Source organism: Pantoea sp. OVA07A (genome assembly GCF_019969975.1).
Lineage (GTDB): Bacteria > Pseudomonadota > Gammaproteobacteria > Enterobacterales > Enterobacteriaceae > Pantoea > Pantoea agglomerans.
Genome location: NZ_JAHXYM010000006.1, coordinates 19,541 through 33,177, shown reverse-complemented (window position 1 = coordinate 33,177; position 13,637 = coordinate 19,541). Strand labels below are relative to the sequence as shown.

Annotated in this window: 20 protein-coding genes; 19 read left to right on the top strand and 1 reads right to left on the bottom strand. The window is 51.2% G+C overall.

What is annotated here, in order from left to right:
* Positions 1 to 3: 3 nt before the first annotated feature.
* The 7 genes from tusB to bfr all read left to right on the top strand — a co-directional run bounded on the left by tusB (position 4) and on the right by bfr (position 5,755).
* Positions 4 to 291, top strand: a complete 288-nt coding sequence (gene tusB, locus LC417_RS18025) for a sulfurtransferase complex subunit TusB (protein WP_033768100.1) — start codon at positions 4 to 6, stop codon at positions 289 to 291.
* 124 nt (positions 292 to 415) lie between these two features.
* Positions 416 to 790, top strand: coding sequence for a 30S ribosomal protein S12 (gene rpsL, locus LC417_RS18020; protein WP_003852912.1), 375 nt, complete (start codon positions 416 to 418; stop codon positions 788 to 790).
* A 96-nt stretch (positions 791 to 886) separates the two neighbouring features.
* Positions 887 to 1,357, top strand: coding sequence for a 30S ribosomal protein S7 (rpsG, locus tag LC417_RS18015; RefSeq protein ID WP_003852909.1), 471 nt, complete (start codon positions 887 to 889; stop codon positions 1,355 to 1,357).
* Positions 1,358 to 1,447: 90 nt separating this feature from the next.
* Positions 1,448 to 3,562, top strand: coding sequence for an elongation factor G (gene fusA / locus LC417_RS18010; protein WP_010253020.1), 2,115 nt, complete (start codon positions 1,448 to 1,450; stop codon positions 3,560 to 3,562).
* A 68-nt stretch (positions 3,563 to 3,630) separates the two neighbouring features.
* Positions 3,631 to 4,815, top strand: a complete 1,185-nt coding sequence (gene tuf / locus LC417_RS18005; protein WP_010253018.1) for an elongation factor Tu — start codon at positions 3,631 to 3,633, stop codon at positions 4,813 to 4,815.
* 171 nt (positions 4,816 to 4,986) lie between these two features.
* A complete protein-coding gene (gene bfd, locus LC417_RS18000) occupies positions 4,987 to 5,181 on the top strand; it encodes a bacterioferritin-associated ferredoxin (protein ID WP_010671585.1) in 195 nt (64 codons plus the stop codon).
* 100 nt (positions 5,182 to 5,281) lie between these two features.
* Complete coding sequence (gene bfr, locus LC417_RS17995) at positions 5,282 to 5,755, top strand: bacterioferritin (protein ID WP_010253012.1); 474 nt, start codon at positions 5,282 to 5,284, stop codon at positions 5,753 to 5,755.
* Here the strand turns inward: bfr and LC417_RS17990 are convergent.
* On the bottom strand, positions 5,742 to 6,515 hold the full coding sequence (locus LC417_RS17990) for an A24 family peptidase (RefSeq protein ID WP_122890136.1): 774 nt from the start codon (positions 6,513 to 6,515) through the stop codon (positions 5,742 to 5,744). The genes bfr and LC417_RS17990 overlap by 14 nt on opposite strands.
* 393 nt (positions 6,516 to 6,908) lie before the next feature.
* Between LC417_RS17990 and rpsJ the strand changes: the two genes are divergently transcribed.
* The 12 genes from rpsJ to LC417_RS17930 all read left to right on the top strand — a co-directional run bounded on the left by rpsJ (position 6,909) and on the right by LC417_RS17930 (position 13,572).
* Complete coding sequence (rpsJ, locus tag LC417_RS17985) at positions 6,909 to 7,220, top strand: 30S ribosomal protein S10 (RefSeq protein ID WP_001181005.1); 312 nt, start codon at positions 6,909 to 6,911, stop codon at positions 7,218 to 7,220.
* Between the two features lie 32 nt (positions 7,221 to 7,252).
* Positions 7,253 to 7,882, top strand: a complete 630-nt coding sequence (gene rplC, locus LC417_RS17980) for a 50S ribosomal protein L3 (RefSeq protein WP_003850712.1) — start codon at positions 7,253 to 7,255, stop codon at positions 7,880 to 7,882.
* Positions 7,883 to 7,892: 10 nt separating this feature from the next.
* Positions 7,893 to 8,498, top strand: a complete 606-nt coding sequence (gene rplD / locus LC417_RS17975) for a 50S ribosomal protein L4 (RefSeq protein ID WP_003850711.1) — start codon at positions 7,893 to 7,895, stop codon at positions 8,496 to 8,498.
* Positions 8,495 to 8,797, top strand: a complete 303-nt coding sequence (gene rplW, locus LC417_RS17970) for a 50S ribosomal protein L23 (RefSeq protein ID WP_003850708.1) — start codon at positions 8,495 to 8,497, stop codon at positions 8,795 to 8,797. The genes rplD and rplW overlap by 4 nt, the downstream gene beginning before the upstream one ends.
* Positions 8,798 to 8,814: 17 nt before the next feature.
* A complete protein-coding gene (gene rplB / locus LC417_RS17965; protein ID WP_008927137.1) occupies positions 8,815 to 9,636 on the top strand; it encodes a 50S ribosomal protein L2 in 822 nt (273 codons plus the stop codon).
* 16 nt (positions 9,637 to 9,652) lie between these two features.
* A complete protein-coding gene (gene rpsS, locus LC417_RS17960) occupies positions 9,653 to 9,931 on the top strand; it encodes a 30S ribosomal protein S19 (protein WP_001138115.1) in 279 nt (92 codons plus the stop codon).
* A 13-nt stretch (positions 9,932 to 9,944) separates the two neighbouring features.
* The gene (gene rplV / locus LC417_RS17955) at positions 9,945 to 10,277 is read left to right on the top strand and encodes a 50S ribosomal protein L22 (RefSeq protein WP_008927136.1); all 333 of its coding nucleotides are present in this window, start codon (positions 9,945 to 9,947) and stop codon (positions 10,275 to 10,277) included.
* Between the two features lie 17 nt (positions 10,278 to 10,294).
* Positions 10,295 to 10,993 (top strand): 30S ribosomal protein S3, encoded by a 699-nt coding sequence (rpsC, locus tag LC417_RS17950; protein WP_009087585.1) that lies wholly within the window; start codon positions 10,295 to 10,297, stop codon positions 10,991 to 10,993.
* Between the two features lie 12 nt (positions 10,994 to 11,005).
* Positions 11,006 to 11,416 carry a 50S ribosomal protein L16 gene (gene rplP / locus LC417_RS17945; RefSeq protein WP_008927134.1) on the top strand — a complete coding sequence of 137 codons (411 nt, stop codon included), beginning with the start codon at positions 11,006 to 11,008 and terminating at the stop codon, positions 11,414 to 11,416.
* The gene (gene rpmC / locus LC417_RS17940) at positions 11,416 to 11,607 is read left to right on the top strand and encodes a 50S ribosomal protein L29 (RefSeq protein WP_003850146.1); all 192 of its coding nucleotides are present in this window, start codon (positions 11,416 to 11,418) and stop codon (positions 11,605 to 11,607) included. Before rplP ends, rpmC begins: the two co-directional genes overlap by 1 nt.
* Positions 11,607 to 11,861, top strand: coding sequence for a 30S ribosomal protein S17 (rpsQ, locus tag LC417_RS17935; protein ID WP_003850147.1), 255 nt, complete (start codon positions 11,607 to 11,609; stop codon positions 11,859 to 11,861). The genes rpmC and rpsQ overlap by 1 nt, the downstream gene beginning before the upstream one ends.
* 358 nt (positions 11,862 to 12,219) lie before the next feature.
* A complete protein-coding gene (locus LC417_RS17930) occupies positions 12,220 to 13,572 on the top strand; it encodes an 8-oxoguanine deaminase (protein ID WP_010252814.1) in 1,353 nt (450 codons plus the stop codon).
* The last annotated feature ends 65 nt before the right edge of the window (positions 13,573 to 13,637 follow it).

The window sequence follows — 13,637 nt, the reverse complement described above, 5'->3', positions numbered from 1 at the left end:
TTAATGCTGCATACGTTACTGCACTCACCGGCACACTGTGACCTTGAGAGCCTGCTTTTAATGGCGGGTGCTGGTGATGACCTGCTGCTGTTGCAGGATGGCGTGCTGGCCGCTATAGCTGGCAGCCACGCATTGATGCGACTGTCAGAGAGCGAAGCGACGCTCTGGGTGCTGGACGAAGATGTCCAGGCTCGCGGTCTCGCTGGACAAATTTCGACCCGTGTGCAGTCAGTAGACTATACTGGGTTTGTCACGCTAACGATCAGGCATCAGCAACAAATGGTCTGGTAATCGGCTAAAACCTGGTTATTTCTTGACACCCCTTTGACTCAGCCCTAAAATTCTGCCTCCTCGTAATTCTACGAGGCGATTTATTACGTGTTTACGAAGCAAAAGCAAATCCAGGAGCTATTTAATGGCAACAGTTAACCAGCTGGTTCGCAAACCACGCGTCCGCAAAGTTGCAAAGAGCAACGTGCCGGCGCTGGAAGCTTGCCCGCAAAAACGTGGCGTTTGTACTCGTGTGTACACCACCACTCCTAAGAAACCAAACTCCGCACTGCGTAAAGTCTGCCGTGTGCGTTTGACCAACGGTTTTGAAGTTACCTCCTACATTGGTGGTGAAGGTCATAACCTGCAGGAACACTCCGTGATCCTGATCCGTGGCGGTCGTGTAAAAGACCTGCCAGGTGTGCGTTACCACACCGTTCGTGGCGCGCTTGACTGCTCAGGTGTTAAAGACCGTAAGCAGGCTCGCTCCAAGTACGGCGTGAAGAAGCCAAAGGCTTAATGGTTCTCCGTTAAGTAAGGCCAAACGTTTTAAATTAAATGTCATAATAAACTCATAGAGTTTTGGACAATCCTGAATTAACAACGGAGTATTTCCATGCCACGTCGTCGCGTCATTGGTCAGCGTAAAATTCTGCCAGATCCTAAGTTCGGATCAGAGCTGCTGGCCAAATTTGTAAATATCCTGATGGTAGATGGTAAAAAATCTACTGCAGAATCAATCGTTTATACCGCGCTTGAGACCCTGGCTCAGCGTTCAGGTAAAAACGCGCTGGAATCTTTTGAAGTAGCCCTGGAAAACGTGCGTCCGACTGTCGAAGTTAAGTCACGTCGCGTTGGTGGTTCTACTTATCAGGTACCAGTAGAAGTCCGTCCGGTTCGTCGTAATGCTCTGGCAATGCGCTGGATCGTAGATGCTGCTCGTAAACGCGGTGATAAATCAATGGCTCTTCGCCTGGCGAACGAACTTTCTGATGCTGCAGAGAACAAAGGTACAGCAGTTAAGAAACGTGAAGACGTTCACCGCATGGCAGAAGCCAACAAGGCGTTCGCACACTACCGTTGGTAATCACCACGTAGTTGTTAAACCAGCGGGCGCTCAATCAGCCAACCCGCTGGGGTCGACTTACCTTGAACGTCCGAGAATCAGAGGAATCAAATGGCTCGTAAAACACCCATTGCCCGCTACCGTAATATCGGTATCAGTGCGCACATCGACGCCGGTAAGACTACCACTACCGAACGCGTTCTGTTCTACACCGGTGTAAACCACAAAATCGGTGAAGTACATGACGGCGCAGCAACCATGGACTGGATGGAGCAGGAACAGGAACGTGGTATTACCATCACCTCCGCTGCGACCACCTGTTACTGGTCTGGTATGGCCAAGCAGTTTGAACCACACCACGTAAACATTATCGACACCCCAGGACACGTTGACTTCACCATCGAAGTTGAACGTTCTATGCGTGTGCTTGATGGCGCGGTAATGGTTTACTGTGCAGTTGGTGGCGTTCAGCCACAGTCTGAGACCGTATGGCGTCAGGCTAACAAATATAAAGTTCCACGCATTGCGTTCGTTAACAAAATGGACCGCATGGGTGCTAACTTCCTGAAAGTTGTTAAACAGATGGAAGTTCGTCTGGGCGCAACTCCAGTTCCTCTGCAGCTGGCTATCGGCGCAGAAGAGAAATTCACCGGTGTTGTTGACCTGGTGAAAATGAAAGCAATCAACTGGAACGACGCAGACCAGGGTGTAACCTTCGTCTACGAAGATATTCCAGCTGATATGCAGGAACTGGCTGAAGAATGGCATGCGAAGCTGGTTGAAGCCGCTGCTGAAGGCTCTGATGAGCTGATGGAGAAATTCTTCGGTGGTGAAGAACTGACTGAAGAAGAGATCAAAACATCTCTGCGTAAGCGTGTTCTGAACAACGAAATTATCCTGGTAACCTGTGGTTCTGCATTTAAGAACAAAGGTGTTCAGGCGATGCTGGATGCAGTTGTTGAATATCTGCCAGCACCGACTGACGTTACCGCGATCAACGGTATGCTGGACGACGGTAAAGACACGCCGGCTGTTCGTCACTCTGATGACAACGAGCCGTTTGCTGCACTGGCGTTCAAAATCGCTACCGACCCGTTCGTGGGTAACTTAACCTTCTTCCGCGTTTACTCTGGTGTTGTTAACACGGGTGACACCGTGTTCAACCCGGTTAAGTCAAACCGTGAGCGTCTGGGCCGTATCGTTCAGATGCACGCTAACAAGCGTGAAGAGATTAAAGAAGTTCGTGCGGGTGATATCGCAGCTGCGATCGGCCTGAAAGATGTGACCACTGGTGACACCCTGTGTGACCCAGATAACGTCATCATCCTTGAGCGCATGGAGTTCCCGGAGCCGGTAATCTCTATCGCCGTTGAGCCAAAAACCAAAGCTGACCAGGAAAAAATGGGTCTGGCTCTGGGCCGTCTGGCAAAAGAAGACCCATCATTCCGCGTATGGACTGATGAAGAATCTAACCAGACCATCATCGCCGGTATGGGTGAATTGCACCTCGACATCATCGTTGACCGTATGAAGCGTGAGTTCAACGTTGAAGCAAACGTGGGTAAACCACAGGTTGCTTACCGTGAAGCGATTCGCAACAAAGTTACCGATGTTGAAGGTAAACACGCCAAGCAGTCTGGTGGTCGTGGTCAGTATGGTCATGTTGTTATCGACATGTACCCACTGGAGCCAGGTTCGAACCCGAAAGGCTACGAATTTGTCAACGACATCAAAGGTGGTGTGATTCCTGGTGAATACATCCCTGCGGTTGACAAAGGTATCCAGGAGCAGCTGAAATCAGGCCCTCTGGCTGGTTACCCGGTTGTGGATCTGGGCGTGCGTCTGCACTTCGGTTCTTACCACGATGTCGACTCCTCAGAACTGGCGTTTAAACTGGCCGCGTCTCTTGCCTTCAAACAAGGCTTTAAACAAGCGACACCTGTTCTGCTTGAACCTATCATGAAGGTTGAAGTTGAAACGCCAGAAGAGAACACGGGTGATGTCATCGGTGACCTTAGCCGTCGTCGTGGTATGCTCAAAGGGCAGGAATCTAACGCTACTGGCGTTCAGATTCACGCTGAAGTTCCGTTGTCTGAGATGTTCGGATACGCAACTCAGCTGCGTTCTCTGACCAAAGGTCGTGCTTCTTACTCCATGGAGTTCCTGAAGTATGACGATGCGCCAAACAACGTAGCGCAGGCCGTTATTGAAGCTCGTAGCAAATAAGCTACGGTTTAAATTTGAACTGATGCCTTCACCCAGATGGTGAAGGCACAACGTAAGGAATTATCGCCATGGCGAAAGAGCAATTTCAGCGTAACAAACTGCACGTAAACGTGGGCACCATCGGTCACGTCGACCACGGTAAAACCACCCTGACTGCAGCTATCACCACCGTACTGTCTAAAACTTACGGCGGCCAGGCTCGTGCATTCGATCAGATCGATAACGCACCAGAAGAGAAAGCACGTGGTATCACCATCAACACTTCACACGTTGAGTATGAAACCCCGACTCGCCACTATGCGCACGTTGACTGCCCAGGCCACGCCGACTATGTGAAAAACATGATCACCGGTGCTGCGCAGATGGACGGCGCGATCCTGGTTGTTGCTGCGACTGATGGCCCAATGCCACAGACCCGTGAGCACATCCTGCTGGGTCGTCAGGTTGGCGTTCCTTACATCATCGTGTTCCTGAACAAGTGTGACATGGTTGATGATGAAGAGCTGCTGGAACTGGTAGAGATGGAAGTTCGTGACCTGCTGTCAGCATATGACTTCCCAGGCGACGACACTCCAATCGTTCGTGGTTCTGCTCTGAAAGCGCTGGAAGGCAACCCAGAGTGGGAAGCGAAAATCATCGAACTGGCTGAGCATCTGGACAACTACATCCCAGAGCCACAGCGTGCGATCGACATGCCGTTCCTGCTGCCAATCGAAGACGTATTCTCAATCTCTGGCCGTGGTACCGTTGTAACCGGTCGTGTTGAGCGCGGCATCGTTAAAGTCGGCGACGAAGTTGAAATCGTGGGTATCAAAGATACTGTGAAATCAACCTGTACCGGTGTTGAGATGTTCCGTAAGCTGCTGGACCAGGGTCAGGCAGGCGAAAACTGTGGTGTTCTGCTGCGCGGTATCAAGCGTGAAGACATCCAGCGTGGCCAGGTTCTGGCTAAGCCAGGCTCAATCAAGCCGCACACCCAGTTCGAGTCAGAAGTTTACGTTCTGTCTAAAGACGAAGGTGGTCGCCATACTCCGTTCTTCAAAGGCTATCGTCCACAGTTCTACTTCCGTACAACTGACGTAACCGGCTCAGTAGAGCTGCCAGAAGGCGTTGAAATGGTAATGCCAGGCGACAACATCAAAATGGTTGTTACCCTGATCCACCCAATCGCAATGGACGAAGGTCTGCGCTTCGCAATCCGCGAAGGCGGCCGTACCGTTGGCGCGGGTGTTGTTGCTAAAGTTATCGCTTAATTGTGATATCTGCTGTGGCTGTGTAAATGGCCACTGCAACACAGTAAAAAGAGCACTTCGGTGCTCTTTTTTTTTGCTCTGAAAACGCCATAACCCTGCAAAGGGTGGGTTTGAAATAAAAACGATTCGCATTTACACTGTGTACAGAAAATGTACCCGAGTGATGAATCAATGTACGTCTGCCTGTGTAATGCCATCAGTGATAAAACCCTTCGTGAAGTCGTGCGTCGCTATCAGCCCAAATCTATTCAGCAACTGCGCCAGCTTGTGCCGGTCGGCAAGCAATGCGGCAAATGTATTCGTGCTGCGCGTGAAATTATGGATGAAGAGATGCAGCATGCACCACTCTACAAAGAGATAGCCTGACCGACGATCGGTGCGTGAATACCCACAATATCTGTCGCGTTTTTTTGACTTCTTTTTAACCGCATCTACGCTCTAATAAACCAGACGCGGAGGGTTAACAATGAAGGGCGATATCAAAGTTATCAGTCATCTCAATAAACTGCTTGGAAATGAACTGGTTGCTATCAATCAGTACTTTCTTCATGCGCGCATGTTCAAAAACTGGGGTCTGACGCGCCTCAATGATGTGGAATACCATGAATCAATCGATGAGATGAAACATGCCGATAAATATATTGAGCGTATTCTTTTCCTTGAAGGGATCCCAAATCTTCAGGATCTGGGACGGCTCCGTATCGGTGAAGATGTTGAAGAGATGCTGAGTTCAGACCTGAATCTGGAGCTGGAGGGCGCGAAAGACCTTCGTGAAGCTATCTCCTATGCTGACAAAGTGCATGACTATGTCAGCCGTGACATGATGATTGAAATCCTGGCTGATGAGGAACATCACATCGACTGGATTGAGACGGAACTTGAGTTAATCCAGAAGATGGGCATCCAGAACTATCTGCAGGCTCAAATCAAACAAGAGTGAATCGGGTCTGCAGTACTATCGCTACCCAGCCCGCAATGGCCAGGAAAGGGCCAAACGGCAGCGGGCTGTCCCCCTGAATAAAACCCCGCAGTTGCAGCATCACGATCGACGTCAGCGCCATAACGGTGGCACCCAACGCAATCCAGGGTAATGCCTGCCAGCCACAGCAGGCACCTAACGCTGCGAAGAGCTTGATATCGCCATAACCTAATCCCTCGTACCCCCGCATCTGCCGATAGCTCCAGGCGAGCAGCCACAACGCACAGTAGCCCGCCACAGCACCCCATATCGCCGTTGTTTCGGTTCCGGACAGCGTGGCATGGAATAATCCAGACCAGAGCAGCAGATAATTGAGCGGGTCAGGTATACAGAAGTGGCGACGATCGATGGCAGCCACGAGCAGCAAGAGGCCGGAGGCAGTAATAATAAAAATAGCCTCCGCAGAGTGGTCAAAACTCTGCAGCACCAGCAGGCACAGTAGGGCAAACAGCCATTCAATGACAACGCTTTCTGCGCCGAACGCGCGATGACAGAAGCGACACCGCCCTTTTAAGCCAGGCCAGCTTATTAACGGCAGCGCATCTCGCCACAGCAGGCGCTGCTGGCAATGATTACAGTGCGAGCCCGGAAAGCAGAGTAGGGCAAACCATTGAGCGGGTGAGAGGGCGGGGGTGAAGCGCTGGCTGGTCAGCGAAAGAAAGCTTCCCAATGCACCTCCGCCTGCGAGTGCAGCAATGTGAGTTATCAGAGTGGGCGACATGATTATGCTCCGGACGAAAGGTTAGATGCACTCTCGTGGGCAACGGGTTCTGTGTCACCTATGAATGAAGAAGGGCGGAAACAGACTCACAACTGAATAACTGATTTATCAGCGTTACGGCAGTGCAATGCGACGCACGCTTCACGAACCGGCCACAATTTAATGGGTAAAACCTCAACACGGGTTGCTTCCTGAACAGATTTACGTATAATGCGCGGGCCTGCAGATATTGCAGGCGCGATTCGAGCAGAATCGCAGACGGCTGAAATTTAGGCCGCCTGACAATACTCCCAATTGTGGAGTTATATGCTGAACGATTACACTCTCCCATCAATCGTAATGGGCTCGAGTAGTAATTTTTTTCGTCTATAAAAAGTTTGGAGCTCTGGTCTCATGCAGAACCAAAGAATCCGTATCCGTCTTAAAGCGTTTGATCATCGTCTGATCGATCAATCAACCGCGGAAATCGTTGAGACCGCCAAGCGCACTGGTGCGCAGGTTCGTGGTCCAATCCCGCTGCCAACCCGCAAAGAGCGTTTTACTGTTCTGATCTCTCCGCACGTTAACAAAGATGCGCGTGATCAGTACGAAATCCGCACTCACAAGCGTCTGGTAGACATCGTTGAGCCAACTGAAAAAACCGTTGATGCTCTGATGCGTCTGGATCTGGCTGCCGGTGTTGACGTGCAGATCAGCCTGGGTTAATCAGGTCATCGAGCGATTGAGAGGTTGAAACAATGATTGGTTTAGTCGGTAAAAAAGTGGGCATGACCCGCATCTTCACTGAAGATGGCGTTTCTATCCCCGTCACCGTAATCGAAGTTGAAGCGAACCGCGTTACTCAGGTCAAAGGCCTGGAAAACGATGGTTACCAGGCAATTCAGGTTACCACCGGTGCTAAAAAAGCAAACCGTGTGACCAAACCTGAAGCTGGTCATTTTGCTAAAGCTGGCGTTGAAGCTGGCCGTGGCCTGTGGGAATTCCGCACCGCTGAAGGTGAAGAATACTCTGTAGGTCAGAGCATCAGCGTTGAGATTTTCGCTGAAGTTAAGAAAGTTGACGTAACCGGTACCTCTAAAGGTAAAGGTTTCGCCGGTACCGTTAAGCGCTGGAACTTCCGTACCCAGGACGCTACTCACGGTAACTCCTTGTCTCACCGCGTTCCGGGTTCTATCGGTCAGAACCAGACTCCGGGCAAAGTGTTCAAAGGCAAGAAAATGGCAGGTCAGCTGGGTAATGAGCGCGTAACCGTTCAGAGTCTGGACGTAGTACGTGTTGACGCTGAGCGCAACCTGCTGCTGGTTAAAGGTGCAGTTCCCGGTGCTACCGGTAGCGACCTGATCGTTAAACCAGCTGTGAAGGCGTAAGGGGATAGCAATGGAATTAGTATTGAAAGACGCGCAGAGCGCGCTGACTGTTTCCGAAACTACCTTCGGTCGTGATTTCAACGAAGCGCTGGTTCACCAGGTTGTTGTTGCTTACGCATCTGGCGCCCGCCAGGGTACTCGCGCGCAGAAAACTCGCGCCGAAGTAACCGGTTCAGGCAAAAAGCCATGGCGTCAAAAAGGCACCGGCCGTGCGCGTGCAGGTTCTGTAAAGAGCCCAATCTGGCGTTCAGGTGGTGTGACCTTTGCTGCGAAGCCGCAGGACCACAGTCAAAAAGTTAACAAAAAGATGTACCGCGGCGCGCTGAAAAGCATCCTGTCCGAACTGGTACGTCAAGATCGTCTGATCGTTGTCGAATCATTTGCTGTAGAAGCACCGAAAACCAAGCTGCTGGTACAGAAACTGAAAGACATGGCTCTGGAAGACGTGCTGATCATCACCGGTGAACTGGATGAGAATCTGTTCCTGGCTGCGCGCAACCTGTACAAGGTTGACGTACGTGATGCATCCGGTATCGACCCAGTTAGCCTGATCGCCTTCGACAAAGTCGTTATGACTGCTGATGCAGTTAAGCAAGTTGAGGAGATGCTGGCATGATCCGTGAAGAACGTCTGCTGAAAGTACTGCGCGCGCCGCACGTATCTGAAAAAGCATCTAGCGCGATGGAAAAAACCAATACCATCGTTCTCAAAGTTGCTAATGACGCGACCAAAGCAGAGATCGTTGCTGCTGTTGAGAAACTGTTCGAAGTAGAAGTTAAAGACGTAAACACCCTGGTAGTTAAGGGCAAAGTTAAGCGTCAAGGACAGCGTATCGGTCGTCGTAGCGACTGGAAAAAAGCTTACGTCACCCTGAAAGAAGGCCAGAATCTGGACTTCGCTGGCGGCGCTGAGTAAGTCGGAGGAGAAAGACAATGGCAGTTGTTAAATGTAAACCGACATCTCCGGGTCGTCGCCATGTAGTTAAAGTGGTAAACGCGGAGCTGCACAAGGGCAAACCATTTGCCCCGCTGGTAGAAAAAAACAGCAAATCCGGTGGCCGTAACAACAATGGTCGTATCACTACCCGTCATATCGGTGGTGGTCACAAGCAGGCTTATCGTATTGTTGACTTCAAACGCAACAAAGACGGTATCCCGGCAGTTGTTGAACGTCTTGAGTACGATCCGAACCGCTCTGCGAACATCGCACTGGTTCTGTACAAAGACGGCGAGCGCCGTTACATCCTGGCCCCTAAAGGCCTGAAAGCCGGCGACCAGATCCAATCTGGCGTTGATGCTGCGATTAAAGCAGGTAACACTCTGCCGATGCGTAACATCCCGGTGGGTTCAACCGTGCATAACGTAGAAATGAAACCAGGCAAAGGCGGTCAGATTGCTCGCTCAGCCGGTGCTTACGTGCAGATCGTTGCGCGTGAAGGTTCTTACGTTACCCTGCGTCTGCGTTCAGGTGAAATGCGTAAAGTCGAGTCTGACTGCCGCGCAACACTGGGCGAAGTCGGCAACGCTGAGCATATGCTGCGCGTTCTGGGTAAAGCTGGTGCAGCCCGTTGGCGTGGTGTTCGTCCTACCGTTCGTGGTACCGCGATGAACCCAGTTGATCACCCGCACGGTGGTGGTGAAGGTCGTAACTTTGGTAAGCACCCGGTAACTCCGTGGGGCGTTCAGACCAAAGGTAAGAAGACCCGTAGCAACAAGCGTACCGATAAGTTTATCGTACGTCGCCGTAGCAAATAATATTAGAGGATAAGCCATGCCACGTTCTCTCAAGAAAGGTCCTTTTATTGACCTGCACTTGCTGAAGAAGGTAGAGAAAGCGGTGGAAAGCGGTGACAAGAAGCCTTTGCGCACTTGGTCCCGTCGTTCAACGATCTTTCCTAACATGATCGGTTTGACCATCGCTGTCCATAATGGTCGTCAGCACGTTCCTGTCTTTGTTTCCGACGAAATGGTTGGTCACAAACTGGGTGAATTCGCGCCGACACGTACTTATCGCGGTCACGCGGCTGATAAAAAAGCCAAGAAGAAATAAGTAGGAGGAAGAGATGGAAACTTTAGCTCAACATCGCCACGCTCGTTCTTCTGCTCAGAAGGTTCGCCTTGTTGCTGACCTGATTCGCGGTAAGAAAGTGTCGCAGGCACTGGACATTTTGACCTACACCAATAAGAAAGCGGCTGTACTGGTCAAAAAAGTTCTGGAATCTGCCATTGCTAACGCCGAACACAACGATGGCGCTGATATCGACGATCTGAAAATCACGAAAATTTTCGTTGATGAAGGTCCGACCATGAAACGCATTATGCCGCGTGCCAAAGGTCGTGCAGATCGCATCCTGAAGCGCACCAGCCACATTACTGTGGTTGTGTCCGATCGCTGAGACTCTGGAGACTAGCAATGGGTCAGAAAGTACATCCTAATGGTATTCGCCTGGGTATTGTAAAACCATGGAACTCTACCTGGTTTGCGAACACCAAAGAATTCGCTGACAACCTGGACAGCGATTTTAAAGTACGTCAGTTTTTGACTAAAGAACTGGCTAAAGCATCTGTCTCTCGTATCGTTATCGAGCGTCCAGCGAAGAGCATCCGTGTGACTATTCACACCGCTCGTCCGGGCATCGTTATCGGTAAGAAAGGCGAAGATGTAGAAAAACTGCGCACGGTCGTCGCGAATATCGCTGGCGTTCCTGCACAGATTAATATCGCCGAAGTCCGCAAGCCGGAACTGGACGCGAAACTGGTAGCTGACAGCATCACTTCACAGCTGGAGCGTCGTGTGATGTTCCGTCGTGCTATGAAGCGTGCAGTTCAGAACGCCATGCGTCTTGGCGCGAAGGGTATTAAAGTCGAAGTTAGCGGCCGTCTGGGTGGCGCCGAGATCGCACGTACCGAATGGTATCGTGAAGGTCGCGTGCCATTGCACACACTGCGTGCTGACATTGACTACAACACCTCTGAAGCGCACACCACTTATGGTGTAATCGGCGTTAAGGTATGGATCTTCAAAGGTGAGATCCTGGGTGGTATGGCTGCTGTTGAACAACCGGAACCGGCTGCTCAACCTAAAAAGCAGCAGCGTAAAGGCCGTAAGTAAGGAGAGTCGCTGATGTTACAACCAAAGCGTACGAAATTCCGTAAAGTGCACAAAGGCCGTAACCGCGGTCTGGCTGCGGGTACGGATGTCAGCTTCGGTACTTTCGGTCTGAAAGCTGTTGGCCGTGGTCGTCTGACTGCTCGTCAGATCGAAGCAGCACGTCGTGCTATGACCCGTGCAGTTAAGCGTCAAGGTAAGATCTGGATCCGAGTATTCCCGGACAAACCGATCACCGAGAAGCCGCTGGAAGTGCGTATGGGTAAAGGTAAGGGTAACGTAGAGTATTGGGTTGCCCTGATCCAGCCTGGTAAAGTCCTGTATGAAATGGACGGCGTACCAGAAGAGCTGGCCCGTGAAGCATTCAAGCTGGCAGCAGCAAAACTGCCTATCAAAACCACCTTTGTAACTAAGACGGTGATGTAATGAAAGCAACTGAGCTGCGTGAAAAAAGCGTTGAAGAGCTGAACACTGAGCTGCTTAATCTGCTGCGTGAGCAATTTAACCTGCGCATGCAGGCAGCATCTGGCCAACTGCAGCAGACTCATCTGCTGAAACAGGTGCGCCGTGATGTTGCACGCGTTAAGACTTTACTGACTGAGAAGGCGGGTTCGTAATGACCGATAAAATCCGTACTCTGCAGGGTCGTGTAGTAAGTGACAAAATGCAGAAATCTGCAGTTGTTGCTATCGAACGTTTCGTGAAACACCCGATCTACGGCAAATTCATTAAACGTACGACCAAGCTGCACATCCATGACGAGAACAATGAATGTGGAATTGGTGACGTGGTAGAAATCCGCGAATGCCGTCCACTGTCCAAGACTAAATCCTGGACCCTGGTTCGCGTAATCGAGAAAGCTGTTCTGTAATAAGAATCGTTTTTTCTGAGGAAACCCTCTGCTTCGGCAGGGGGTTTTTTTTTGCCTGCGATTCGGGCTTGATCCATTTGTGCCCGTGGCAATACGGATTTGATGGCGCTCACAAATTCAGGGGCTTGCAGGGATTAAGCTGCCTCTCTTCAGGCGACGTGGCCTGAAAACGCCAGGCTATAAACGCCGGGGTTATCATAACTGTACAAGGAAATGTGCCGTGAAAATGGAGAGTCATGACCGCTTACGCCGGTCACTGTTAAAATTGCCACTGTTAGCTGCGTTACCTGCGATTAGCTCTGCCAAAAGCTTGCCGCTATTATCGGGTAACACACAACCACTACCCACAGGCAATAGCATGGAACGAACTCTGTTACTGAAGAATGCTGAATGTGTAGTCTGCATGGATGCAGACCGTCGGGAAATAGGTAACGCCTCTATTCTGATAAAAGGAAATAAGATCGTTGCAGTCGGGGAAGCACGCTCGTTACCTGATAGCGCGGATGAGATCATCGATCTGCGAGGACACATCGTCATCCCTGGCCTGATCAATACGCATCACCACATGTATCAGAGCCTGACCCGCGCTATTCCTGCAGTGCAAAACGGCGAGCTCTTTAACTGGCTGACCCACCTCTATCCACTGTGGCAGAATCTGACGCCTGAGATGATTCATATCTCAACACAGATCTCCATGGCCGAGTTAATGCTCTCCGGCTGCACCACCACCAGTGACCATCTCTACGTCTACCCGAATGGCTGTAAGCTTGATGACAGTATTGAGGCTGCAGCCTTAATGGGCATGCGTTTCCATGCGAGCCGGGGCAGCATGAGCGTCGGTAAGTCCCTGGGTGGCTTACCACCCGATGCACTGGTAGAGGATGAAGCCGCCATTCTTAAAGATACGCAGCGTGTGATTGAGCGCTACCATGATGACAGCCACGGTTCGATGTTACGCATCGTGGTTGCGCCATGTTCGCCGTTTTCAGTCAGCCGTGAGCTGATGAAGCAATCCGCAGCGATGGCACGCAGCTTCAACGTCTCAATGCACACCCATTTGGCGGAGAACGACAGCGATATCCGTTATAGCCGTGAAAAATTCAATATGACGCCAGCACAGTATGTTGAAGACCTCGGCTGGGTAGGACCGGATGTCTGGCATGCACACTGCGTCAAACTGGATCAGCATGGCATAGAACTCTTTGCACGTACCGGTACCGGCGTCGCGCACTGTCCCTGCTCGAACATGCGTCTCGGTTCCGGTATTGCGCCGATACGCCATATGTGTGATGCCGGCGTACACGTGGGTATGGGTGTGGATGGCTCAGCCTCCAATGACAGCTCAGACATGATGGCCGAAGTTCGTCAGGCGATGCTGCTGCAACGCGTTGGCTTCGGCCCGGATGCGATGACGGCACGTCAGGCACTGGAACTGGCGACGCTGGGTGGAGCAAAGGTGCTAAACCGCGATGATGTGGGCACCATTGCGCCGGGCATGATGGCCGATCTGGCCATTTTTGACCTGAATCGAATTGGACTTGCCGGGGCAGGGCACGATCCTGTCGCCGCCCTGGTGTTCTGTAATCCGGGACAGGTTGCCTATAGCATCATTAACGGAAAAGTCCGGGTACGGGACGGACAAGTGGCCGGAATTGAACTGCCAGCCGTGTTGCGTCAGCATAACCAACTGGCCAGGAAACTGGCTGGTTGAGTCAGAAGGGCACTTTATTTGGGAGGCGACGAAAAATAAGGCAGATTACATTTGCTACTGTTCGC